The 22,070-nt window shown below is 65.8% G+C and carries 23 protein-coding genes and 1 tRNA gene; 18 read left to right on the top strand and 6 right to left on the bottom strand.

The annotated features are described in order from the left end of the window. The first annotated feature begins 477 nt into the window (after positions 1 to 477). The 10 genes from fumC (at position 478) to GPJ75_RS05355 (ending at position 10,220) form a co-directional block, all read left to right on the top strand. A complete protein-coding gene (gene fumC, locus GPJ75_RS05400) occupies positions 478 to 1,869 on the top strand; it encodes a class II fumarate hydratase (RefSeq protein ID WP_163265921.1) in 1,392 nt (463 codons plus the stop codon). A gap of 295 nt (positions 1,870 to 2,164) precedes the next feature. Beyond that, entirely contained in the window at positions 2,165 to 3,049 is an 885-nt protein-coding gene (locus tag GPJ75_RS05395) for a class I SAM-dependent methyltransferase (protein ID WP_163265919.1), read from the top strand. Between the two features lie 15 nt (positions 3,050 to 3,064). After that, positions 3,065 to 3,754 carry a DUF1326 domain-containing protein gene (locus GPJ75_RS05390; RefSeq protein WP_205602470.1) on the top strand — a complete coding sequence of 230 codons (690 nt, stop codon included), beginning with the start codon at positions 3,065 to 3,067 and terminating at the stop codon, positions 3,752 to 3,754. A gap of 84 nt (positions 3,755 to 3,838) precedes the next feature. Next, positions 3,839 to 4,474 (top strand): DUF1326 domain-containing protein, encoded by a 636-nt coding sequence (locus GPJ75_RS05385; RefSeq protein ID WP_163265917.1) that lies wholly within the window; start codon positions 3,839 to 3,841, stop codon positions 4,472 to 4,474. Positions 4,475 to 4,483: 9 nt separating this feature from the next. Next, positions 4,484 to 5,332 carry a DUF2182 domain-containing protein gene (locus GPJ75_RS05380; RefSeq protein WP_205602469.1) on the top strand — a complete coding sequence of 283 codons (849 nt, stop codon included), beginning with the start codon at positions 4,484 to 4,486 and terminating at the stop codon, positions 5,330 to 5,332. A 210-nt stretch (positions 5,333 to 5,542) separates the two neighbouring features. Continuing rightward, entirely contained in the window at positions 5,543 to 5,926 is a 384-nt protein-coding gene (locus tag GPJ75_RS05375; protein ID WP_163265915.1) for a DoxX family protein, read from the top strand. Positions 5,927 to 6,142: 216 nt separating this feature from the next. Beyond that, positions 6,143 to 6,886 (top strand): TVP38/TMEM64 family protein, encoded by a 744-nt coding sequence (locus GPJ75_RS05370; RefSeq protein WP_163265913.1) that lies wholly within the window; start codon positions 6,143 to 6,145, stop codon positions 6,884 to 6,886. A 39-nt stretch (positions 6,887 to 6,925) separates the two neighbouring features. Next, positions 6,926 to 8,353, top strand: a complete 1,428-nt coding sequence (locus tag GPJ75_RS05365) for a dihydrolipoyl dehydrogenase family protein (protein ID WP_163265911.1) — start codon at positions 6,926 to 6,928, stop codon at positions 8,351 to 8,353. 57 nt (positions 8,354 to 8,410) lie between these two features. Continuing rightward, positions 8,411 to 9,904 (top strand): sensor histidine kinase, encoded by a 1,494-nt coding sequence (locus GPJ75_RS05360; protein ID WP_163266599.1) that lies wholly within the window; start codon positions 8,411 to 8,413, stop codon positions 9,902 to 9,904. 239 nt (positions 9,905 to 10,143) lie between these two features. Further along, positions 10,144 to 10,220: transfer RNA gene (locus tag GPJ75_RS05355), tRNA-Arg, on the top strand. Positions 10,221 to 10,251: 31 nt separating this feature from the next. Here GPJ75_RS05355 and GPJ75_RS05350 read toward each other — a convergent pair. Beyond that, on the bottom strand, positions 10,252 to 10,935 hold the full coding sequence (locus GPJ75_RS05350; RefSeq protein WP_163266597.1) for a hypothetical protein: 684 nt from the start codon (positions 10,933 to 10,935) through the stop codon (positions 10,252 to 10,254). Between the two features lie 377 nt (positions 10,936 to 11,312). On the opposite strand from GPJ75_RS05350, the gene GPJ75_RS05345 reads away from it, so the two are divergent. Then, a complete protein-coding gene (locus GPJ75_RS05345) occupies positions 11,313 to 12,080 on the top strand; it encodes a L,D-transpeptidase (RefSeq protein WP_425483117.1) in 768 nt (255 codons plus the stop codon). A 21-nt stretch (positions 12,081 to 12,101) separates the two neighbouring features. Here the strand turns inward: GPJ75_RS05345 and GPJ75_RS05340 are convergent, their stop codons facing one another. From GPJ75_RS05340 to GPJ75_RS05325, 4 genes are all read right to left on the bottom strand, one after another. Next, complete coding sequence (locus GPJ75_RS05340) at positions 12,102 to 12,761, bottom strand: NrsF family protein (RefSeq protein WP_246248922.1); 660 nt, start codon at positions 12,759 to 12,761, stop codon at positions 12,102 to 12,104. Continuing rightward, entirely contained in the window at positions 12,758 to 13,333 is a 576-nt protein-coding gene (locus tag GPJ75_RS05335) for a sigma-70 family RNA polymerase sigma factor (RefSeq protein ID WP_246248921.1), read from the bottom strand. Before GPJ75_RS05335 ends, GPJ75_RS05340 begins: the two co-directional genes overlap by 4 nt. Positions 13,334 to 13,550: 217 nt before the next feature. Next, on the bottom strand, positions 13,551 to 14,291 hold the full coding sequence (locus GPJ75_RS05330; protein WP_205602468.1) for a DUF6969 family protein: 741 nt from the start codon (positions 14,289 to 14,291) through the stop codon (positions 13,551 to 13,553). 133 nt (positions 14,292 to 14,424) lie between these two features. Further along, positions 14,425 to 15,363: a peptidoglycan-binding protein gene (locus tag GPJ75_RS05325; protein ID WP_163265905.1), complete on the bottom strand. Its 939-nt coding sequence runs from the start codon at positions 15,361 to 15,363 to the stop codon at positions 14,425 to 14,427. A 643-nt stretch (positions 15,364 to 16,006) separates the two neighbouring features. On the opposite strand from GPJ75_RS05325, the gene GPJ75_RS05320 reads away from it, so the two are divergent. Further along, positions 16,007 to 16,690, top strand: a complete 684-nt coding sequence (locus GPJ75_RS05320; protein ID WP_163265903.1) for a response regulator transcription factor — start codon at positions 16,007 to 16,009, stop codon at positions 16,688 to 16,690. A gap of 40 nt (positions 16,691 to 16,730) precedes the next feature. On the opposite strand, the gene GPJ75_RS05315 is transcribed toward GPJ75_RS05320, so the two are convergent. Then, positions 16,731 to 17,144 carry a MerR family transcriptional regulator gene (locus GPJ75_RS05315; protein WP_163265901.1) on the bottom strand — a complete coding sequence of 138 codons (414 nt, stop codon included), beginning with the start codon at positions 17,142 to 17,144 and terminating at the stop codon, positions 16,731 to 16,733. An 87-nt stretch (positions 17,145 to 17,231) separates the two neighbouring features. Between GPJ75_RS05315 and GPJ75_RS05310 the strand changes: the two genes are divergently transcribed. From GPJ75_RS05310 to GPJ75_RS05285, 6 genes are all read left to right on the top strand, one after another. Beyond that, on the top strand, positions 17,232 to 17,630 hold the full coding sequence (locus GPJ75_RS05310; protein ID WP_163265899.1) for a mercuric transporter MerT family protein: 399 nt from the start codon (positions 17,232 to 17,234) through the stop codon (positions 17,628 to 17,630). A gap of 26 nt (positions 17,631 to 17,656) precedes the next feature. Beyond that, a complete protein-coding gene (locus GPJ75_RS05305) occupies positions 17,657 to 17,989 on the top strand; it encodes a heavy-metal-associated domain-containing protein (RefSeq protein ID WP_163265897.1) in 333 nt (110 codons plus the stop codon). A 9-nt stretch (positions 17,990 to 17,998) separates the two neighbouring features. After that, positions 17,999 to 19,399, top strand: coding sequence for a mercury(II) reductase (gene merA / locus GPJ75_RS05300; protein WP_163265894.1), 1,401 nt, complete (start codon positions 17,999 to 18,001; stop codon positions 19,397 to 19,399). A 146-nt stretch (positions 19,400 to 19,545) separates the two neighbouring features. Then, positions 19,546 to 20,466, top strand: a complete 921-nt coding sequence (locus GPJ75_RS05295; protein ID WP_163265892.1) for a sulfurtransferase — start codon at positions 19,546 to 19,548, stop codon at positions 20,464 to 20,466. A gap of 115 nt (positions 20,467 to 20,581) precedes the next feature. Beyond that, the gene (locus tag GPJ75_RS05290) at positions 20,582 to 21,796 is read left to right on the top strand and encodes a YeeE/YedE family protein (RefSeq protein WP_163265890.1); all 1,215 of its coding nucleotides are present in this window, start codon (positions 20,582 to 20,584) and stop codon (positions 21,794 to 21,796) included. Continuing rightward, the coding region (locus GPJ75_RS05285; protein ID WP_205602467.1) for a hypothetical protein at positions 21,793 to 22,070 on the top strand (278 nt) is incomplete at its 3' end. The genes GPJ75_RS05290 and GPJ75_RS05285, both read left to right, overlap by 4 nt.

The raw sequence follows: 22,070 nt of genomic DNA, 5'->3' as shown, positions 1-22,070 counted from the left end.
GGGAGGGGCCGGCGCCTCCGGCGGGCCGCTAACGTGGCGGCCGGCCCGGGGAGGCTCCGCCCAAGGGTTCCCCTGCCGCCACTACGGGCGGCGCGTGCCGGACGGTGCACTTTAAAAGGGAGCCGGAAAGACGGGGGCGCGGAGCGCCCTGTCGTGGGAGGCTCAAAGCCTTCCGGATCCGGCTTCGTGGAAGCGGAACGGGCGGAGACTTAAGAACGCCGGACGGGCGGCCCGAGGGTCGCGAAAATAATTTGACTGGCGACACTTTGGCCGCCCGTCTTCCCACCACCCTCACCGAAGGGTGGGTTCTTTGAAATGGCCAGACGGTGAAAACCGGGCGTGGCGAGGATGGCGCGCGCCCACCTGCCACGAACAGGGTTGGCCCTTCGCTTTTCCCTTAAGGGCATGCCATTGCAAATCGGCCGCACTCGCGTCATTAAGCTCCCGTCCTCGACGCGCCGAAAATGGAGGTACCGCATGACAACGACCCGCACTGAAACCGATACGTTCGGCCCGATCGAGGTGCCCGAGGATCGCTATTGGGGCGCGCAGGCGGAGCGCTCGCGCGGCAACTTCAGGATCGGCTGGGAGAAGCAGCCCCTGCCCATCGTGCGCGCGCTCGGCATCGTCAAGCGTGCGGCGGCGGAAGCCAACATGGAGCTCGGCCGGCTCGACCCCGCGCTCGGCAAGGCCATCACCGAGGCCGCGCAAGAGGTGATCGACGGCAAGCTCGACGAGCACTTCCCGCTCGTCGTCTGGCAGACGGGCTCCGGCACCCAGTCGAACATGAACGCCAACGAGGTGATCTCCAACCGGGCGATCGAGATGCTGGGGGGAGAGAAAGGCTCGAAGAAGCCGGTCCATCCCAACGACCACGTCAATATGAGCCAGTCGTCCAACGACACCTACCCGACCGCCATGCATATCGCCTGCGCGGAGGAGATCTCGCACCGCCTCCTTCCGGCGCTGAAAAAGCTGCATGGCGCGCTCGACGCCAAGGCGAAGGCCTGGGATCACATCATCAAGATCGGCCGCACGCACACGCAGGATGCCACACCGCTGACCCTCGGCCAGGAATTCTCCGGCTATGCGGCGCAGGTGGAAAACGGCATCGCCCGCATCGAAAGCACCCTGCCCGGCTTGATGCAGCTTGCCCAGGGCGGCACGGCGGTGGGCACCGGCCTCAACGCACCGGTCGGTTTCGCCGAAAAGGTGGCAGCGCGCATCGCCGCCATCACCGGCCTTTCCTTCACCACCGCGCCCAACAAGTTCGAGGCGCTGGCCGCGCACGACGCGATGGTCTTCTCCCACGGCGCGATCAACACTGTGGCCGCCTCGCTCTTCAAGATCGCCAACGACATCCGTTTCCTCGGCTCCGGCCCGCGCTCGGGGCTGGGCGAGCTGGCGCTGCCGGAAAACGAGCCGGGCTCCTCCATCATGCCGGGCAAGGTCAACCCGACCCAGTGCGAGGCGCTGACCCAGGTCTGCGTGCAGGTCTTCGGCAACCACGCCGCGCTCACCTTCGCCGGCAGCCAGGGCCATTTCGAGCTCAACGTCTACAACCCCGTGATGGCCTACAACTTCTTGCAGTCGGTGCGGCTGATGGCCGATGCGGCGGTCTCCTTCACCGACAACTGCGTTGTCGGCATCGAGCCGCGCGAGGACAACATCAAGGCCGGGCTTGAGCGCTCGCTGATGCTGGTCACAGCGCTGGCGCCGGCGATCGGCTACGACAACGCGGCCAAGATCGCCAAGACCGCGCACCGACAAGGCACGACCCTGCGCGAGGAGGCGCTGAAGAGCGGCCTCGTCTCGGAGGAAGACTACGACAGGCTCGTGCGGCCGGAGAAGATGATCTCCCCGGCATGAGCCGCGGGCGCGGGTAGCCAGAAAAATGGTTTCCGTCCGGAATTGCGACAAAGCCAAGGGTTAGACCGGTCCATCGATTCCATGAAACGATGAACCGGTCTATACTGGCGGAGCCGCGGATGGCGGGAAGCCAGCGCGCACTGGCAAGGCGCCGGGTCAACGAAAATGAGGACCCATCCATCGGAAGAAGGAGGCGGGCCGACCTTTTGGGGTGTTCTGCCTGGAATCTGCCGCGCCTATCGTGCCCGGTGGACATGCGCTCCGCAGCCGTCCGTTTCACTTGTGGAGATGCGACATGAGCACTGCTGAAAGCAAAGTCCAGCCGGAGCTCGTCAAAACCGAGTACATCGACTTCTGGAACGACATCCTCGTTCCGAAATTCCTCCGCTGGAAGCACATCATCGTCGACGGCCTGACGCTGCACAGCGCCCAGGTGTTCCCCAGGCTCGAGGTCCGGGAGGGCGACCGGGTGGTCGATGCCGGCTGCGGCTTCGGCGACACGGCGATCCTGCTCGCCAAGCGCGTCGGCCCTACCGGCCACGTGTTCGGGGTGGACTGCTGCGACGCCTTCCTCGAATACGGCCGCAAGGATGCTGAGGCGGAAGGCATCGACAATGTCACGCTCATCGAAGCGGATGTGCAGACCTATCCTTTCGAGCCGGTGCACGATTTCTGCTTCTCGCGCTTCGGCACCCAGTTCTTCGAGAACCCGGTCGCCGGCCTGCGCAACATGCGCAAGAGCCTCAGGCCCGGCGGCATCATGACCATGATCGTGTGGCGCGATCTTGCCGAAAACCCCTGGCTCGCGATCCCCAAGGAGGTGGTGCTGCGCTATCTGCCGCCGCCTGGGGAGGATGCGCGCACCTGCGGCCCCGGCCCGTTTTCCATGGCCGATACCGGTGTGGTCACCAAGCAGCTCGAGATCGCCGGCTACACCGACATCGCCTTCGAGCGTATCGATGCCGAGGTTCTGGTCGGCCGGGATGCCGACGAGGCGATCGCCTTGCAGATGGAACTTGGGCCGGCCGGTGAGATCTGCCGCGAGGCCGGCGAAGAGACCGAACGGCACCGCGACGAGATCACCGCCGCGCTGAAAGCCGCTTTGGCCCCGTTCAAGAAGCCGAACGGCATCATGATGCAATCGAGTTCCTGGATGGTGACGGCAAGGAATCCAAGCTGATCCCGGGAATGCCGCATGGAGGCGGTATATGCCGCGGCTCTCGATGCCGAGGTTGGGGAGAACGTCATGATAGACTGGAGTATCGAAGCCAGCACTTTCGGCAACTGCAACTGCGACTATTGCTGCCCCTGCCAGTTCGAGCTGCGCCCCACCCACGGCGATTGCAAGGGCGTGGAAGTGGGCCGGATCGAGCGGGGCCATTTCGGCGATGTCGTCCTCGACGGCCTTCACTGGGCGCTGCTCTTCGCCTGGCCGGGGGCCATCTTCGAGGGCGATGGCGCGATGCAGGCCATCATCGATGAACGCGCGGATGACAGGCAGCGTAAAGCGTTGCTAGCCGTGCTCCACGGCGGTGAAACCGAAGAGGCCACGACCCACTGGTGGGTCTTCCATGCCATGTCCAGCACTGTCCACGAGCCCATCTTCAAGCCGATCGACTTTGCGGTGGACTACGAAAAGCGCTCGGCGCGGGCCACGATCCCCGGTATCCTGGAAACGAGCGGACGGCCCATCATCAGCCCGGCAACCGGCGAGGAGCACCGGGTGCGGATCGACATCCCCGCCGGCATCGAGTTCGAGATCGCCGAGATCGGCAGCGCCTCGACCAAGGCGACCGGACCGATCGCACTCGACCTGAAGGACAGCTACGGCCAGTTCAACATGCTTCATCATACGGGCAAGGGGGTAGTCCGGAGCCGGAAGTGAACGGCTGCGTGTCTTCGCCGGCACGCGCCTCAGCCTCGGGAGGCAGCCGGAAGCCGAGGTCTTTCGATCTATGAGGAGGTAGCCATGGCTTATGTCGACTGGATGATCCGGGGACCGGAAATCGGAATGTGCAACTGCGACTGGGGGTGCCCCTGCCAGTTCAACGCGCCGCCCACGCGGGGCAATTGCCGCGCGGTGGCGGGCTTGCGCGTCGACGAGGGGCACTTCGGCGACGTGCGGCTCGACGGGCTTAAGGCGGTGGCAATCCTCGCCTGGCCCGGTGCCATCCACGAAGGGCATGGCGAGGTTCTGCCGATCGTCGACGAGCGCGCCAGCCCCGAGCAGCGCGAGGCGCTCTTGAAGATCCTCGGCGGCGAGGAGACAGAGGAGTTCGCGACGATCTTCAACGTCGTCAAGGCGACGACGGAGACCGTCCATGAGCCGCTTTTCCTGCCGATCGAGTTCGAGGCCGATGAGGAGAGCAGGACCGGGCGCGTTTCGATTCCCGGTATCCTCGAGGCCAGCGCCGAGCCGATCCGCAATCCCGTCACCGGCGCCGAGCACCGCGCCAAGGTCGTGCTTCCGCACGGCTTCGAATACAAGGAAGCGGAATATGCGAGCAGCAACGTGAAGACGACCAGTACGGTCGAACACGACTGGACCGGCCGCCACGCCCATTTCTGCATGCTGCATCTGGGCCCCTACGGCATTATCCAGTGAGGTGAGATCGTGGCCGCCTCGACGCTCGAAGCCGTGTTGACGCGCGACCGTCTTCTCGTCGCCGCGAGCCTTGCCGGGCTCTGCCTCTTATCGTGGCTGTTTCTCCTCCATCTGGCGTTGCAGATGGAAACGATGGACGGCCTGGCGGGGCGCATGATGGGCATGGACGTCGAGGATGCCCTGTCGAGGCGCCTGGCCGCGGCGGTGGGGCCGGCGGCCGCCGCGCTGGCGGACACCGCCGTCAACTTCACCCTCGTCACGCTGATGTGGGCGGTGATGATGGTCGGCATGATGCTGCCGAGCGCGGCACCCACCATCCTCCTCTTCGCCGCGCTGGAGCGCAAGCGGGTCGCGAAGGGCGGGATCGGCGGGCGGACCGCGGCCTTCGTTGCCGGATATCTGGCGATCTGGAGCGCCTTTTCCCTCGCCGCGGCGGCGATGCAGACGACGCTCGCCCATGCCGGCCTCGTATCCATGCACCTGGCGGCGACGAGCACCATGCTTGCCGGCGCGATCTTCCTCGCCGCCGGGCTCTACGAACTGACACCGCTGAAGGACCGCTGTCTCGCCCATTGCCGCTCGCCGCTCGAATGGATCCCGCGCCACATGCGGCCGGGCCGGCTGGGCGCGCTGCGCATGGGGGTGGAGCATGGCGCCTATTGCGTCGGCTGCTGCTGGATACTGATGCTCCTGCTCTTCGTCGGCGGCGTCATGAACCTGATTTGGGTAGCAGTGCTGGCGGCGGTCGTGCTCGTTCAGAAACTCCTGCCCGGCGGCCTCATCCTGTCCCGGATCACCGGCATCGTCCTTGCCGCCTGCGGCATCGCGCTCCTCGCCATGCCTCTACTGACGGCGTGAGCCTTACCAGGCTGCGAGGCCCGCCGATTGACACAGGCGATACTTCCAGTCGAAAAATACGCTCTGCCCTGATTCCCTTCCGGCCAGCGCCGGAGACCTCCCGGGGGAGCGCGGGTGGAAACACTGCGTCAACAAAAGTGGCCATATCCACGTTGGCGCAAATCCTGTAAGTGGCCGCTTCCTTTCCTCAACAGCGACGGATCCATCCGAATGTCAAACAGCGCACTCCTTCTTCTGGGGCGTATTCTTATCGCCGTGATCTTCATCTTCGCCGGCTTCGGCAAGCTCACCAATATCGGCGGCACCGCCGGATATTTCGGCAGCCTCGGCCTTCCCGTGCCCGTGCTCACCGCATGGGCGGTGGCGCTGGTGGAGCTTCTGGGCGGCCTTGCGGTGCTCATCGGCTTCAAGACGCGGATCGCCGCGATTGTGCTGGCGGCTTTCACGGTGGCATCGGCGTTGATCGCGCACCTGGATTTCGGCGATCAGATGCAGCTTACCCAGTTTCTCAAGAACCTGGCGATTGCCGGCGGCTTCCTGGTGCTGGTGGCCCAGGGTGCCGGCGCGCTGTCGCTGGATGGGCGGCGCAACTGATTTCCTGCCTCGCTGAAAAAATGGGCCCGCCGAAAGGCGGGCCTTTTTTCATGCCGCAAGCATAAAAATCCGCCCGCACGCCGTCATCACGGGAGAGTGATGCCGGTAGCCAACAGGCTCAAAACGCGGTGAGATGGGACGCGGCGGATTGCGCGGGGGTAGCGAAAGGGTCATGTAGAGCGCCCAAGCCCTTTCGGCAAAGGCACGAGAATGACCATGGTGAGCGAGAGACCGGACACGCAGAAGCGCCGCATCCTGTGGCGCTTTGCGCCGCTGGCGCTCGTCGTCCTGGCGCTCGTTGCCGGCTACGCAATGGGCTGGCATCGGTATCTGACGCTGGCCGCGCTGGCCGACAGCCGCGAGATGCTGAAAGCTTATGTGGCCGCGCATCCCCTTTTGGCGCCAGCGGCTTTCGCCCTCGTCTACGCCGCTGCGGTGGCGGCGTCCTTTCCCGCCGCCTCGCTGCTCACGGTCACTGCCGGCTTCCTGTTCGGCTGGCTCCTGGGCGGCATGCTGGTGGTTGTCGCCGCCACCGCCGGCGCGACGCTGCTGTTCCTGGCTGCACGCACGGCGCTTGGCGATGTCCTGAAACGGCGGATGAGCGGGCGCGCCGCACGGCTGGCACAAGGTTTCGAGGAAGGCGCTTTCGGCTATCTGCTGGTGCTGCGTCTGGCGCCGGTCTTTCCCTTCTGGATAATCAACATCGCCCCCGCCTTCTTCAACGTGCGCCTGAAGACCTACGTGGCGGCCACGGCGCTCGGCATCGTGCCGGCCACTTTCGCCTATGCCTATCTCGGGCACGGGCTGGAGAGCGTGCTGATATCGGCGGCCCGCTCGGGGAACGACCTCACCCTTGCCGATCTCGTGACACCGGAACTGACAATCGCCTTTGCCGCGCTTGCCGTTGTCGCGGCCATCCCTCTCATCATAAGAAAGGTGCGCGGAAAGCGGCTTTCCTGACCGTCAGACCGCCAACGCCCGTTACCGAGGCATACGCTCATGGCGACACTGCTGGAACCGGATATCTGCGTCATCGGCGGCGGCTCGGGCGGGCTGACGGTCGCCGCCGCGGCCGCTTCCTTCGGCGTGCCCGTGGTGCTGATCGAAAAGGGCAAGATGGGCGGCGACTGCCTGAACTACGGTTGCGTGCCCTCCAAATCCCTGATCGCGGCGGGCAAGCAGGCGCACCGGCTTTCCCAAGGCCCGGCCTTCGGCGTGGCCGAGGCGGAACCGCAAGTCGATTTCGCCAAGACGATGCGGCACGTGGAGCGAGTGATCGCGGCCATCGCGCCCAACGATTCGGTCGAGCGCTTCACCGCTCTCGGCGTGAACGTCATTAAGGAGGAAGCGCGCTTCACCGACGCGCGCACCGTGACGGCGGGCGATCATACGATCCGTGCCCGGCGTTTCGTCATCGCCACCGGCTCCTCTCCCGTTGCCCCGCCGATCCCGGGGCTGGACGCGGTGCCTTATCTCACCAATGAGACCATTTTCGCGCGCAAGCGCCTTCCCGCGCACCTGATCGTCATCGGCGGCGGGCCGGTCGGCCTGGAGCTTGCGCAGGCGCATCGCCGCCTTGGCGCCCGCGTCACCGTTGTCGAAGCGATGGCCGCGCTGGGCAAGGACGATCCGGAGCTGGCTGCCGTGGTGCTGAAGCGCATCCGCGCCGAGGGGGTGGAGATCCTCGAGCACACCAAGGTGGCGCGGGTGGAAAAGCATGGCCGCAGCGGCGTGCGCGTGCATCTGGAAGGCGAGGGCAATGCCCGGGTGCTCGACGGCTCGCACCTTCTCGTCGCCGCGGGGCGGCAGCCCAATGTGGAGGCGCTGGCGCTGGAGAAGGCGGGCATCGCTTACACCGCCAAGGGCATAAGGGTATCGAGCAAGCTGCGCACCACCAACCGGCGCGTCTACGCCATCGGCGACGTGGCAGGCGGATTGCAGTTCACCCATGTCGCCAATTATCACGCCGGCCTCGTCGTTCGCGCCACGCTCTTCCGCCTGCCGGCGAAGGAGAACCGGGCCCTCATCCCGTGGGTGACCTACACGGACCCGGAGCTCGCCCATATCGGGCTGACGGAGGCGGAGGCGCGCAAGCGCGGCGGCCGCGTCACGGTGCTGCGCTGGCCCTATGCGGAGAACGACCGCGCGCAGACCGAGCGCAGCACCGAGGGTTTCATAAAGCTCGTTGCTGGCCGGCGCGGGCGCATCCTCGGCGTCTCCATCGTCGGCGAGGGCGCCGGCGAGATGATGAATTTCTGGTCGCTGGCGCTCGCCAACCGCATGAGTGTGCGCGATATCGCCGGCTATGTGGCGCCCTACCCCACCATGGGCGAGATCGGCAAGCGCGCGGCGATCTCCTACTTCGCCGAGGCCGCGCGAAAGCCCGTGGTGCGTGGACTGATCCGCTTTCTGCGTTTATTCGGTTAGATCATCCGGCGCACGGCCAGCAGGCGGTGCCGGCCACAGATGCGGCAGAGAACGGCGATGGTGGACGAGCGGCAGGAAAACGGCAAGGAAGGGGGCGACACGGGCGCGGTTCCGCTGACGCGTGGCCTGTCGACCAAGCTGCTCTTGCTCACCATCCTCTTCGTGATGGCCGCGGAGGTGCTGATCTTCATCCCCTCCGTGGCCAATTTCGGCCTGCAATGGATGAACCAGCGGCTGCAGACCGTGGCCGCCGTCGGCGTGGTGCTGATGGAGGGCGATCCCGACAGCCTCAGCCGGCAGGCCAGCAACGACGTGCTCATGGCGATGGGCGCGAAGGCGATCGCCGTGCGCGACGAGGGCAGCGCGCGCCTGCTGGTCGTCTCCGAGATGCCGCCGGAAGTCGACATGCATGTCGATCTCGACGGGGTCGGCCCGTTGCAGGCGATCGTGCGCGCCTTCGACACGATGTTCTTCGGCGGCGACAGGATATTGCGCATCTACGGCCGCGTCGGCGAAAGCCGGAGCCAATACGAGATCGTCATCCCCGACAGCGCGCTGCGCTCGGCCATGCTGGTCTACGCGCGCAACGTGGCCGTGCTTTCGCTCATCATCTCGCTGATCACCGCGATGCTGGTCTTTTACGCCATCAACCGCATCATGATCGGGCCGATCCGCGCCATGACGCACTCCATGCTGGCATTCGGCGTGGCGCCGGACGATGCGGAGCGCATCATCAAGCCGGAGGACAGGGGCGACGAGATCGGCATTGCCGAGCGCGAGCTCGCCGGCATGCAGCAGACGCTCCATCGCACCCTGGGCGAGCGCAAGCGGCTCGCCGATCTCGGCCTTGCCGTCTCCAAGATCAACCACGACATGCGCAACATGCTGGCGTCCGCGCAGCTCATGTCCGACCGGCTGGCGCAGGTTTCCGACCCGGCGGTGCAATCGCTGACGCCGCGGCTGGTGCGCACGCTGGATCGGGCGGTCGCCTATTCCGAGGGTGTGCTCGCCTATGGCCGGACGCAGGAGGCGCCGCCGACGCGCCGGCGGCTGCGCCTCTGCCAGCTTGTGGACGATGTGCACGCCACGCTCGCCATCGATCCTGCGAGCGGCATCGAATTCGTCAACGAGGTGGACCCCACCCTGGAAGTGCACGCGGACGCCGAGCAGCTTTTCCGCGTGCTCGCCAATCTGTGCCGCAACGCCGTCCAGGCCATGTCCGGGGAAAGCGAGGCGGCGCTGGTGCGCCGACTGACCCTTTCGAGCGCGCGCGAGGAACGGCTGGTGCGCATCTTCGTGACCGACACGGGACCCGGCCTGCCGCCGCGGGCGCGCGAGAACCTTTTCGCCGCTTTCCGCGGCGCCGCCAAGAGCGGCGGGACCGGCCTCGGTCTGGCGATCGCCCAGGAGCTCGTGCACGCCCATGGCGGCGAGATCACGCTTGTGGAAAGCGGCAGCGGCCATACGGTCTTCTGCATAACCCTCCCTAACGGGGGCAGCTACGGACGGTCGAGCGCTGAGCCCAGTCCGAAACGCCAGACGGCGAATTAACGCACCGTGCTTTTCGAAAACCGGCATCGATTTTCGAAAAAGCACGGCGCGAAGATTCAATAGCCTACAGCGTCCTTCTGTAGCGCCCTAAAGGACGCACGGCGCTGTAGCGGCATCACGTCGGTGCGTCAAAGAATTGTCACTTCGGCGCTTGCTTTTGGCGTTTTCAATCGTTAGGTAAGCGGCGTCCGGTCGCCGGGCAATCCGCCCGCGACCTCGCTGCCACCCTGGCAGCCAGCGCGCCCGTAGCTCAGCTGGATAGAGCACCAGACTACGAATCTGGGGGTCAGGAGTTCGAATCTCTTCGGGCGCGCCATTTCACAGTCGAAGATTCAAACCGTCCTCGCTCAGCGTGCAGAACCACTCAGCATGTGATCCGCCAAGCTGTAGCAGTGGCTCGCCTGATAGGCGTTCCGGCCCCGGTTCATGTGCGTCAGGTTGAACGCCCGGATGGCCCGCAACGCACGGCGCGCCGCGAGGAATTTGCCGATCGAGGAGAAGCCGCGGACCTTGATGCCGAAAATGTCCTCGCCTCGGGGGAAGAAATAGCTGATGTCTTCCGGCGTTATGACACAGCGCTCGAGGAAGGCTTCGTCCACCTGGCCCTGATCGAGGGAATGGTCGGTGGTAAAATCGGAAAGATGCACCAGGAATAGCGCGCGGATGCCCTCGCCGTCCGCATAGAGCGAGAAAAGCTCCATCCAGCTCGCATTGACGCGAACGAGCGCCTTGCCCGGGGTCGACGGCAGACAGGAAACCGACCAGTAATGCCGCTCGGTCCGGCGCGGGATCGGGATGCAGTCGCGGCCGTAGCACCCGAGAATTTCCAGGACCTCTTGCGCTTGCGGCCGGCGCAGCAGTTTCTCAAACCGCGCGACGTATTTGAGACGCAGTTCCAGGGACTGCGAGCGCTCCTCGACGTCGCGCAGGACCGTCTTGCCCTCCATCCAATCGCGCTGCTGCTCAAGATCCAGGAATCGGCGCAGACCGGTGGTGTTTTTACGGCGTGTCGTGCTCACGTCAGGTACCAGTTCGGATGGCGTGTCGGCAATTCGATCCGTCGCCTTTGGGGTAGTCGCCTCCAAATCGGGGGGCAATCCAGCCAAGGCGCGCGGCAACGTGCTGGCGAAGCAAGTCGGCTGGAATATCACAGCATACCGGAAAAACGTAGGTCTCAGTTTCATCTACGCTGGGTGCCATTTTCATTTTCCGGCCGCCCATGCGAGCCGCAAATCCTCCCAGAACCATGCCCGATCACAGGTCGATCAAGACTAGGTGACAAGCGTTCGCATCTCCTGTCGGGTGTGCTGAATAAGCAACAAATCGGCACATGGTAGCCCTATTTGCAGAGCAATAGCCGTGCGTCAAAATCCAGTTCTGGGGCGATAAGCGCATGACGAAATCCAGGGTGAGTGAAACAACCGCAACCGGACGGTCGAACAGGCTCGACCGCCGCGCCTTTCTTCGTGGCGCCGGCGGAACGGCCTTGCTCGGGATAACCGGCTGCTCGACCTTTAGGGCCCCGCGGGTTGCGGGCGACCCCGTTCCGCCGTCACCCGCAGCAAGCAACCTGATGTCCGGAGGCGACTTCGCCTACTATTCAGCCATGTATGCGGCCCGCCCGGAAGAGCTGTTCCCGCTTCCCGCCATTCCCATCGAGCGCATCGATCCGGTCTTCTACCGCCGGCTTGTCGACGATCCGACAGGCGAACGGCCAGGAACGGTCGTCGTCGATACGGACAACCATTTTCTCTACCTTACGCAGGAGAACGGCAAGGCGCTGCGCTATGGCGTCGGCCTTGGCCGCGCCGGCTTCGAATGGGACGGACGCGGCGTGATCCAGTATAAGCGCCCCTGGCCGCGCTGGACCCCGCCGGACGAGATGGTGGCACGCCAGCCGGAGCTCGAACCCTACAGCATCGCCAACGGCGGCATGGATCCGGGCCTTACCAACCCGCTGGGTGCGCGCGCCCTCTACATCTTCCAGAACGGCCGGGATACGCTCTACCGTATCCATGGTTCACCCGAATGGTGGACGATCGGCAAGTCGGTGTCGTCGGGATGCGTCCGTATGCTCAACCAGGACGTCATCGACCTTTACAACCGCGTGGTCGACGGCACACCCATCCTCGTCACCGGCCTGGGCGCCGCCGCCTATCCTCCCCTGTCGGCGTGACGGCGAGGTCTCACCGACGCGCTAGCCGGCGAGCCTGACGTGGCGCCAACGCAGGAAGAAATGGCCGCTCCAGCCGGCAAGGGCGGAGAAAAGCAGAACGCTGCCGAACTGCCATATGAGGACCGTAAGGCCGGCATCCTGCGGATGAAACAGCCGCAACCCGAAATCCCCGATCGCGGCGGCGGCCAGCCCGCCGAGCATGACGGTCATGCGCGGCGCCAGCGGCGCCCCGCGGCGAAGCATCGCGACGATGGCAAGCGCGGGCACGGCGCCGACCATGGCGATCGCCGGCAGGCACACCCAGTCCAGCTCGACCTGAAAGGCTTTCCATCCGAATGCGAGCCAGGCCCGTAGACAGTCCAAGCCAAGGCTCGTGAACCAGAGCGCCAGCGGGACCGCCGGAAGAAGCGCGAGCTTCCTGCTGTGCCCGGGCGTCGCCAGGCAGAAAGCGGCCATGGCGGCGGTGACCGCGGTGGCGAACGCGGCGCCTTCTTCGATCAGGAAGCGCATTTCGCCGAGCTTGACCGCCAGGTCGGGGCGCGGAGAGACCAGAAGAACGACGAGCGCCACCGAGAAAAGCGCGACGAGCAGCCATTGCGCTGCCTGGGCCCATGCAGGCGGCAGCCGGCGAACGGGCGTGGCATTCGCGGAGAGATGCCGGATGAGGTCGTCCGTCTTCATCGCCATGCCTCCTTGTCCAGCAGGGCGCCCAAGGCCTTTATCGCCCGGTGCACGGAAACCTTCAGCGCCGCGATGCTTATGCCCGTCGCCGCCCTTGCCTCCTTCATCGACATCTCGCGGAGCTTCAACAGTTCGATCGCCTGGCGCTGGGCGGGGGGCAGCTGATGGATAGCCTTCCGCAACTGCTCTTGATCGTCCCAGCGGCAGAGAACGGCATGCTGGTCCGCTTCCGAACGGATTTCCGGCAGATGCTCCACCGCGACCTCATATGCCGCCTGACGCGCATCGCGGCGTGCCGCATCGGCCATCCTGTTGCGGGCGATCGCCATCAGCCAGGGAAGGAAAGGGCGCTCGGGATCGTAGGTCGCGCGGGCGGTATGGACGGACAGGAGGATCTCCTGGACGATGTCTTCGGCGTTCTGCGGGTGCCGCGCCCAGCCCTTCCGCAAGACCTTCCGGCGCAGAAGGGGGGTGACCTCGCGCAACAAGGACGCGAAGGCAGCCGCGTCGCCGTCCTGCGCCGACCGCATCAAGCTGGCGAGACGCCGATCGCTGTTATGGATCCGATCCACCTGTAATCCGGCTTCCAGTAAGGCTGCGGCCCAAACGTCACTCACTCGAACAGCGGGAGACGCTGGCCGAGGCGACCGGCACAGCTTAGCGGCGCGATGCCTCATCCGGGAAATCAAGGCTGGGTCAATTAATCTTGAGCAGCCGGCTGCGGGACCGGGGGGCTTTCTCCGGATCGTTACCTGAAGCGTGTGCATAAGCGTCCTGAAAGGCGGCGGCTCAGCGGCGCGCCAGCTCCGCCTGTACGGCCTCCATCTGGGCATCGACGTCGATATGTGTCTCCGAGAGCACCTCCAGCTCGCGGTCCTCGAACGGGTCCCGATCCGGATGTTCTGCCGCCCAGGCCTTCAGCCGTGCATCGCGCTCATGGAGCAGCACCTCGATCTGCGGCCCGAACAGCCGCAGCATCGCCGTCAGCCAGCGATTGGCCGGCCACGAGGGATAGGCATGGTCCACGGCGAACCGGCCGAGCATGCGGCACACGTCGGCGGCGCTGTACCAGGTCTCGCCCGTCACCCAGCGATTGGTGGTGAAGAGCCCGAGCGGATATCCGTAGCGGTCCATCGACACGGCGACGATGTGCGACTGCGCGTCCTTGCCGCTCGGCCAATCCCGACCGGCCGCCTCCGGCACCGGCTGGACATCGGCGGGCATTCCCCCCTGGCGGAGGAACGTATGGAAATGGCCGTGCTCGCCCTCGCGATGCGCGTGATAATAATATTGGGAGTGGGTATCCCGGTCATAGACGTCGCCGGAGGGGTAGTGGTTGAGCTCGTAGAACTGGCCCTGCCCCTTCAATATCTCGCCGACGATGTTGAGGCCGGTTTTCTTCAGAACGCGATAGCACTCCGCAATGTCTTCTCCGGCGGCGAGCATCGCCTTCAGCCGTGCTTCGTCCAGCCGCGAGAAATCGAAGGCGGGTTGCTTCTGCCTGGCCGCTGCCGCTGGGTTTCCCGTCATGTCAGGCCGCTCCTTAGAAGCCTCATCACCCTATATTACACAAAACCGCGCACCGCATCGACGCGGCTGAACAGCCCACGGTGGCCGGCGGCAAAGCTGCCGCCGGTCCATCCTTCTTCCGCGCTCATCGATGCTAGTTCGCCCTGTATTCCTCGGGCAGGAAGAACAAGCTGTCCTGGTTGTCCGCAACCGAAGCGTGGCAGCCGATGCAGAATTCGACAGCCTCCGCGTTCGGCCCCTGGGTTCTACCGCCGACCGCGCCGTCCGGCATCACCATGGTGTAGCGCCAGTCGCGGCTCTCCTGGTCCCAGCCCTCCTCCATCTTCTCCATCAGGAAGAGCGGCCCGAGCGCGGCCTCGCCATTGGACGAGATCGTGAAGCTCGGCTTGGCGATGATCCCGCCTTCGGGCATCGTGCCGATCTCCTCGTACTTGCCGTATGCCTCTTCGGCGGCGTCGTTGGCGTAGTTGACGACGAACCGTTCTCCGTGCGTGGCGGAGGTATAAGGCGCGGTGGCGAAGTTCTTCCAGTCGAGGAAGGATTTGGCCTCCGGGAGGTCGTTGTCGCTATAGGCGACGCGTTGCGGCCGTAAGAGGCCCGCCTTCGCGAAGTCGGTTCCGTCCTGCCAGCTGTCGCCGTAGGCCGTGCGCATTTGCGCCTTCAGGCAATCGAAGACCGCCCGCAGCTCATCCTCCGTCACATCCGGCGGTGCCGCCGCCGCTCCGCACGGGCTGCACGGATTGGCCGCCGCGCAAGGATTGGCAGCCGCACACGGGTTCGCGGCAGCACACGGGTTGCAGGGATTGGCCGCTGCACACGGGTCCGCGACGGCGCACGGGTTGCTGGCGGCAGCACAGGGATTAGCCGCCGCGCAGGGATTGCCCATGGAGCGTTGAAGCGCAGCCAGGGTCCGTTTGCCGATCACACCGTCGGTTTGCAGGCCATTCTGGCGTTGGAAATCCATGACCGCCTGACGATCGATTTCACCCTCCGTGGCACCAGGATCGAATCCTATTTCGCGCAACGTGTCACGGATTGTCGCGATCTCCTCGTTGGACAAAGAGACGGCCATGCGCGCGGGAGCAGCCGCGCACGGATTAGCCGCGGCCGCGTAGGGGTTGGCTGCCGCGCATGGGTTGGCGGCTGCGCACGGATTGGCGGCGGCGCAGGGGTTGCAGGGGTTGGCTGCCGCTGCGCAGGGATCCGCCTTCACGGCGCAAGGGTTGCACGGGTTGGCTGCTGCAGCACAAGGATTCTTGGCTGCGCAGGGGTTGGCCTGAGCCTGTTGCAAGCGCGGCACGACGCAGTCGCTCGCTCCTGCGGGCGCGGCGCCGCAAGGTGAGCAAGGATTGGTTTGCGCTCGCGCCATGCCGATCGGCCCTGGGGCCGGTGCGCTGGTGAAGACAAGGGCAAGGCTCAGCGACATGGGCAGCGCCGTGGTACACAAAAGTCTTTTCGTCATGGACATGGTGGAAGCCTCCTTGAGCATGCTTTGACGAGAGCGGAGCATGGGCTCCAAAACACCGGTTCGCTTCGCGTTCGCCGCTCACGACCCGGCCGGTTCATCGCGCGTGACCACCACTAGTTCGCAAGGCGGAGGCGAAAGGTTACAGGTCGCGACCCGCAAGGCCCGCCGGCGGGCCGCCATGTGCGCCGCGCGTAACCTTTTTTCCCGGCTCTGCGAAATATCGGTAACAACCCAGCGAGGGCGGCACATGACCAAACAGACAATCCTTATCGTCGATGACGACGACGAACTGCGCTCGATGCTCAAGGAGCAACTCACCGTCTACGACGAGTTCCAGATCCTGGACGAAGGAACGGCCGCCAAGGGCATCCAGGCGGCGCGGTCCAACATCGTCCACGCCGCCATAATGGATGTCGGCCTGCCCGACATAGACGGCCGGGAGGCCGTGAAAATACTGCGCAGGACAGGCTTCAAGGCGCCGATCATCATGCTGACGGCCAGGGACGGCGATGCGGATACGATCCTGGGTCTGGAATCGGGAGCCAACGACTACGTGACCAAGCCGTTCCACTTCGCCGTTCTGCTCGCCCGCATCCGCACGCATCTGCGCCAGCACGCGCGAAGCGACGACGCGGTTTTCCGTATCAGGTCCTTCCTGTTCCAACCGGGCAAGAAGATGCTGGTCGATGAACGGGGCGCCAGGATACGGCTCACGGACAAGGAAACCGCCCTCATCAAGTACCTCTACAGCGCGCAGCAAAAGGTGGTTTCACGCAACGAGCTGCTTGAGAAGGTCTGGGACTACAATTCGGATGTAACGAGCCACACCCTGGAGACCCACGTCCACCGGCTGCGGCAGAAGATCGAGCGGAATCCCGCAAACGCCGAAATTCTCGTGACGGAAGGTGGCGGCTACAAGCTGGTGATGTAACCAAGGTCCCGCGCGATGCCGATAGAAAGAGGCATCCGCATCACGAGGCCAGCGCCGCAAGGACCGGGCATTCGGGAACGCGATCGCCGGAACATTGGGCGGCCGTTGCGGCCAGTATCTTCTCGATGCGTCTGAGATCGGCGATCTTGGCGCGTATGTCGGCAAGATGCCGCTCCGTCCGCTCCTTCACCTCAGCGCAGGTCTGAGCGCCGCTATCGACCAGTTCGAGCAAGCCGCGGATCTCGTCGATGGCAAAACCGAGCTCGCGAGCCCGCAGGATGAACAGCAGGCGTGAAACGTGCCCCTCGCCGTAAACGCGATAGCCCGACGCCGTGCGCGGCGGGTCCGGCATCAGGCCGATCTTTTCGTAATAGCGGATGGTCTCGAGATTGCAGCCCGTCCGGCGCGCGAGTTCGGCGCGCTGCAGGCTCTTCGCGGAAATGTGATCGCCCATCGTTGCGACAGCCTCTTGAGTCTGTAGTTCCTACAGACTGTAGCGTGCATCCATCGGAAAATCGAGGGCGCGAAAATCGATAACTCAATGAGCACGGCAAGAACCGAACCAAACTCCATGGAAACCGCCGCACGGGCCGGCGATGGGAAGCAGGGCTGGTTCGCGGCCGGCGGCGTGATGGGCGCCGTTCTGGCGTCTTCCTGCTGCATTGCGCCGCTCGTCTTGGTCATGCTCGGGGTTTCCGGTGCGTGGATCGGCAATCTCACGGTGCTGGAGCCGTTCAAACCCGCCTTCGCGGTGCTGGCGTCCGTCTTCATCGGCCTTGGCTTCCGGCGGGTCTATTTCACGCCCAGGCCCGCGTGCGCCGAAGGTTCCTACTGCGCCCGGCCGCAATCGGCACGCATCACCAAGTCGGCGCTATGGCTATCCACCATTCTCGTGGCCCTTTCCGTGAGCATCGGATGGTGGGCGCCGCTCCTCTACTGACCCAGCGTTTTGCACGGAGAAAACCCATGCACCGACCTTCCCTCATCTCTGCCGCCATGCTCGCCCTGGGCGCCGCCGGCATCCTTCCGGCAGGGCTGTTTTCGCCGCTATCCATGCAATCGGCCGCCGCCCAGGAGGCGGTTGCCCGCACGGCGACATTCGCGGTCGAGAACATGACCTGCGCCCTGTGTCCCCTCACCGTGAAATCGGCGATGAAGCGTGTGGAAGGCGTGCAATCGGTGCAGGTGGATTTCGAGGCCAAGACGGTGACCGTCACATACGATCCTTCGCGCGCCACCGCCCAAGCCATCGCGGCGGCCTCCACCAATGCCGGTTATCCGGCGGCGGTGAAGGGATAGGCCCTGACCATGAAGCGCGGCTACGATCTTGCGGTTGTCGGCGCGGGCTCGGCCGGTTTCTCTGCGGCGATCACTGCTGCCGAGCAAGGCGCGAGGGTCGCCCTCGTCGGCCACGGCACGATCGGCGGCACATGCGTCAACATCGGCTGCATACCGTCCAAGACCATGATCCGCGCTGCCGAGGCGCTGCACGGCACGCGGGCGGCGCACCGCTTTCCGGGCCTCGTCGGGGAGGCACACCTTGCCGATTGGCAAGCCCTGGTCGGGGCCAAGGACGATCTGGTCGCAACGCTCCGGCAGACCAAATACCTCGATCTCCTGACCGATTACGACTCCATCGAATACGTAGACGGCACAGCCCGCTTCAATGGCGCCGGCCTTGAGGTGAACGACGAGCCCATGCGGGCCGGCAGCGTCATTCTCGCCACCGGCGCTTCGCCCGCGCGGCCCGGCATTCCTGGCATTGAAGACGTCCCGTTCCTCACCAGCACTTCGGCGCTCGAGCTCGACGTGCTGCCGCGGTCGCTGCTGGTGGTCGGCGGCGGCTACATCGGTTGCGAGCTGGCGCAGATGTTCGCGCGCGTCGGCGTTCAGGTCACCTTCGTGACGCGCAGCCGCCTGCTGCCCGAAGCCGAGCCGGAAATCTCGGCCGCGCTCACCGGCACCTTGCGCGAGGAGGGCCTCACCGTGCGCACGGGCCTCGCATACCGCCGCATCGCCCGCACGGACAAAGGCGTGGCGCTGACAATCGAGACGGGCGGCAGGGAGGAGACCGTTACGGCCGATGAGGTTCTGGTCGCGACGGGCCGCACGCCGAACACGGCCGGCATGGGGCTGGCCGGCGCCGGTGTCCGTCTTCACGACACCGGCGCCATCCTCGTCGACGAGAGGATGCGTACCTCCCGCCCACGCGTCTATGCCGCCGGCGACGTGACCGGCCGCGACCAGTTCGTCTATATGGCTGCCTACGGCGCCAAGCTCGCGGCACACAACGCCCTCAACGGCGACGGAAAGGTCTACGACAACACCGCCATGCCCTGGGTGGTGTTCACCGATCCGCAGGTGGCCGGCGCCGGGCTCGGCGAAGCGGAGGCGCGGGCGGCGGGTTACGCGGTCAAGACCTCTATCTTGCCACTCGACCAGGTGCCCCGCGCCCTTGCCGCCCGCGATACGCGCGGGCTCGTGAAGCTTATCGCCGACGCCGGCAGCGACCGGCTCATCGGCGGCCAGATTCTCGCCCCCGAAGGCGCCGACAGCATCCAGACGCTGGTGCTCGCCCTGCGGCACGGGATGACGGCGAAGGATCTCGGTGAAACCGTCTTTCCTAATCTCACCACCGTGGAAGGCCTGAAGCTTGCCGCCCAGGGCTTCGAAAAGGATGTTGCGAAGCTTTCCTGCTGCGCCGGGTAGGCACCGCTATATTGGCACTCCTTTCTATTCGCACCCGGTTTCGGGGATTTCGCTTTCCCCCGACCGGCGGAAACAACGAAGAGATGCTCTGACCCCGGCGGGAGACGGCAGTACATTTGCCGAAAATCCATGCAATGGAGGCTCAAATGCGTATCGTTCCATTGACCCTGGCATTCGCGCTCGGCCTTGCCGCGCCGGCGTTTGCCCAGAACGAGGAAATCCGCCCGCTCGTCGACACCCAGTGGCTGAAGGACCACGCCGACGACGAAAACCTGGTCATCCTCGATATCCGCGACGATATCGAAGGCACCGACCTTGGGAGCGAACCCTATATCGCCAACGCGGTCGTCGCGCCCTATGCCAGCGCCGGCTGGCGCGCGGAGGTGGACGGCGTGCCCGGCATGCTGCCGCCGGTCGACCAGGTCGCCGGCCTGATCGGCAGCCTCGGCATCGACAATGACGACCATGTCGTCGTCGTGCCCTGGGGTACGGATTCCACCGAATTCGGCAGCGCCACCCGCGTCTACTGGACGTTCAAGTATCTCGGCCACGACGCGGTTTCGATCCTCGACGGCGGCTGGCGTCAGTACGACGCGGCGGGCGGCGAAAGATCGAGCACGCCGGCCGAGCCGGAGCCGGCCGAGTTCACCTACGAACTGCAGGACGAGCTTCTGGCGACGAGCGAAGACGTGACCGCCGCGCTCGAATCCGGCGTCAAGCTGGTCGACGGCCGCCCGGCCGAGCAATTCGAGGGCAAGTCCAAGAGCCCCGTCGTGCGCACGGAAGGCACCCTGCCGGGGGCTGTCAACATCAAGCACAGCGACCTCTACAGCAGCGAATATGCGGCGTTCGCCCGTCCCGAAACGGTCCGTGCGCTCGCGGAAGCCGCCGCTGTCGGGGCCGACGAGGAGGCCATCGCGTTCTGCAACACCGGCCACTGGGCCTCGGTCGCCTGGTTCGGCCTGAGCGAGATCCTCGGCAACAAGAAGACGCGCATGTATGACGGCTCGATGTCCGAGTGGGCGAGCGATCCCGCGCGGCCGGTCGAGGTACGCGCGGAGGAGTAGCCTTTCCCGCTTGACCCCGCTTCGGGTCGCCATATCCTGGCCGCGAATGCCCGGCGCCTGTTCGGGCATTCGCTGCTGTTGACGCCCGCCACCGCGGGCCGGCTGGATTTTCCCTATGACGGACCTATCGCTCGACCGCCCCAGCTATCTGCCGCCCGTGAGCGCCGACCGCACGCCGATGCTGGTCGCCGGCGGCGCGCTGGTGCTCGGCTTTCTGGCGATCGCCGCGCTGATCGATTTGCGCCAGGCGGCGCTGTTTCTCGTCGGCGGCCTGCTTGGCGCCGCGCTCTACCACGGCTCCTTCGGCTTCACCGGCGGCTGGCGCCGCATGGTGGTCGAAAGGCGCGGCCGGGCCATGCGCGCGCAGATGCTGATGATCGGCGTCGCCGCGGCCGCCATGATCCCGCTGATCGCCGCCGGAAGTCTCGGCGGCCAGATGCTGGTTGGCGCCGTGGCGCCGGTCGGCGTCAGCGTGCTCGTCGGCGCGGCGATGTTCGGCCTCGGCATGCAGCTCGGCGGCGGCTGCGGCTCCGGCACGTTGTTCACCGTCGGCGGCGGCTCGGCGCGCATGCTCGTCACGCTGGTCTTCTTCATCGCCGGCGCCGTCGTCGGCACGGCGCATCTTCCCTGGTGGCTCGGCTTGCCGTCGCTGCCGGCCGTCAGCCTCGGCGCAGAGATCGGCATCGCCCCGGCGATTCTTGCCACCCTCGCCGGCCTCGGCATCCTGGCGCTTGTTACGGCGGCAATCGAAAGGCGCGCGCACGGCAGCCTCGAAGGCGAGCCCGGCCCCTCGCGGCCCGGCTGGAGCTGGGTGATGTACGGTCCCTGGCCGCTCGTCGGCGCCGGCCTTCTCCTGGCGCTCCTCAACGTCGCGACGCTGCTTCTGGCCGGCCATCCCTGGTCGGTGACTTTCGGCTTCGGCCTGTGGGGGGCCAAGGTGGCACAGGCTGTCGGCGTCCCCGTCGAAAGCTGGGAATTCTGGACCTGGCCCGGCCCGCAGACGGCGCTCGGCTCCAGCGTTCTGGCCGATGTCACGTCGGTCATGAACTTCGGCATCATCCTTGGGGCCGCTCTTGCGGCAAGCCTGGCGGGCAAGTTCGCGCCGAAGGTCAAAGTGCCGTTCCCCTCGCTCCTGGCGGCGGCGATCGGCGGCCTCCTGATGGGCTACGGCGCCAGGCTTTCCTTCGGCTGCAACATCGGCGCGCTGTTCAGCGGTATCGCCTCGGGCAGCCTGCACGGCTGGCTGTGGTTCGCCGCCGCATTTGCCGGTTCGGTGGTGGGTGTGCGCCTGCGCCCGATATTCGGCCTTGACGGGTTCACCAGGAAATGACGGCAAGAAACACCCTTCTGTTCGGCACGGCGCTGGCGGCTGCCACCGCGGCGGTGGCCGTCGACCACTACAATCACGCCGCCCCTAACGCCGAAGCACTGCCGCCCACGTCGGTTTCCGGCATGGCACCTTGTGCGGCGGCCGCGCCTTGTGCGGCAGCGCCGCAGGATGCGGCAAACCCCGAGCCGCTGCCGGCTCCCGCCCCCGCGCCCGCCTCGCCCTGTGCCGCCGCGCCCTGCGCAGCTGCCAAGCCGCGGCTTGCGCCACCTCCGCC

Origin of the sequence: Chelativorans alearensis (assembly GCF_010993735.1) — a bacterium.
In the GTDB taxonomy this organism is placed as follows: Bacteria; Pseudomonadota; Alphaproteobacteria; order Rhizobiales; family Rhizobiaceae; genus Chelativorans; species Chelativorans alearense.
This window is presented reverse-complemented; position numbering and strand designations above follow the sequence as displayed.

Coding starts and splice junctions, on each gene's coding strand:
- fumC (WP_163265921.1), top strand. CDS start 478: ATGACAACGACCCGCACTGAAACCGATACGTTCGGCCCGATCGAGGTG.
- GPJ75_RS05295 (WP_163265892.1), top strand. CDS start 19,546: ATGCGTATCGTTCCATTGACCCTGGCATTCGCGCTCGGCCTTGCCGCG.
- GPJ75_RS05390 (WP_205602470.1), top strand. CDS start 3,065: ATGGAGGCGGTATATGCCGCGGCTCTCGATGCCGAGGTTGGGGAGAAC.
- GPJ75_RS05305 (WP_163265897.1), top strand. CDS start 17,657: ATGCACCGACCTTCCCTCATCTCTGCCGCCATGCTCGCCCTGGGCGCC.
- GPJ75_RS05330 (WP_205602468.1), bottom strand. CDS start 14,291: ATGACGGGAAACCCAGCGGCAGCGGCCAGGCAGAAGCAACCCGCCTTC.
- GPJ75_RS05385 (WP_163265917.1), top strand. CDS start 3,839: ATGGCTTATGTCGACTGGATGATCCGGGGACCGGAAATCGGAATGTGC.
- GPJ75_RS05375 (WP_163265915.1), top strand. CDS start 5,543: ATGTCAAACAGCGCACTCCTTCTTCTGGGGCGTATTCTTATCGCCGTG.
- GPJ75_RS05360 (WP_163266599.1), top strand. CDS start 8,411: ATGGTGGACGAGCGGCAGGAAAACGGCAAGGAAGGGGGCGACACGGGC.
- GPJ75_RS05310 (WP_163265899.1), top strand. CDS start 17,232: ATGAGCACGGCAAGAACCGAACCAAACTCCATGGAAACCGCCGCACGG.
- GPJ75_RS05340 (WP_246248922.1), bottom strand. CDS start 12,761: ATGAAGACGGACGACCTCATCCGGCATCTCTCCGCGAATGCCACGCCC.
- GPJ75_RS05290 (WP_163265890.1), top strand. CDS start 20,582: ATGACGGACCTATCGCTCGACCGCCCCAGCTATCTGCCGCCCGTGAGC.
- GPJ75_RS05370 (WP_163265913.1), top strand. CDS start 6,143: ATGGTGAGCGAGAGACCGGACACGCAGAAGCGCCGCATCCTGTGGCGC.
- GPJ75_RS05395 (WP_163265919.1), top strand. CDS start 2,165: ATGAGCACTGCTGAAAGCAAAGTCCAGCCGGAGCTCGTCAAAACCGAG.
- GPJ75_RS05320 (WP_163265903.1), top strand. CDS start 16,007: ATGACCAAACAGACAATCCTTATCGTCGATGACGACGACGAACTGCGC.
- GPJ75_RS05325 (WP_163265905.1), bottom strand. CDS start 15,363: ATGGCCGTCTCTTTGTCCAACGAGGAGATCGCGACAATCCGTGACACG.
- GPJ75_RS05315 (WP_163265901.1), bottom strand. CDS start 17,144: ATGGGCGATCACATTTCCGCGAAGAGCCTGCAGCGCGCCGAACTCGCG.
- merA (WP_163265894.1), top strand. CDS start 17,999: ATGAAGCGCGGCTACGATCTTGCGGTTGTCGGCGCGGGCTCGGCCGGT.
- GPJ75_RS05365 (WP_163265911.1), top strand. CDS start 6,926: ATGGCGACACTGCTGGAACCGGATATCTGCGTCATCGGCGGCGGCTCG.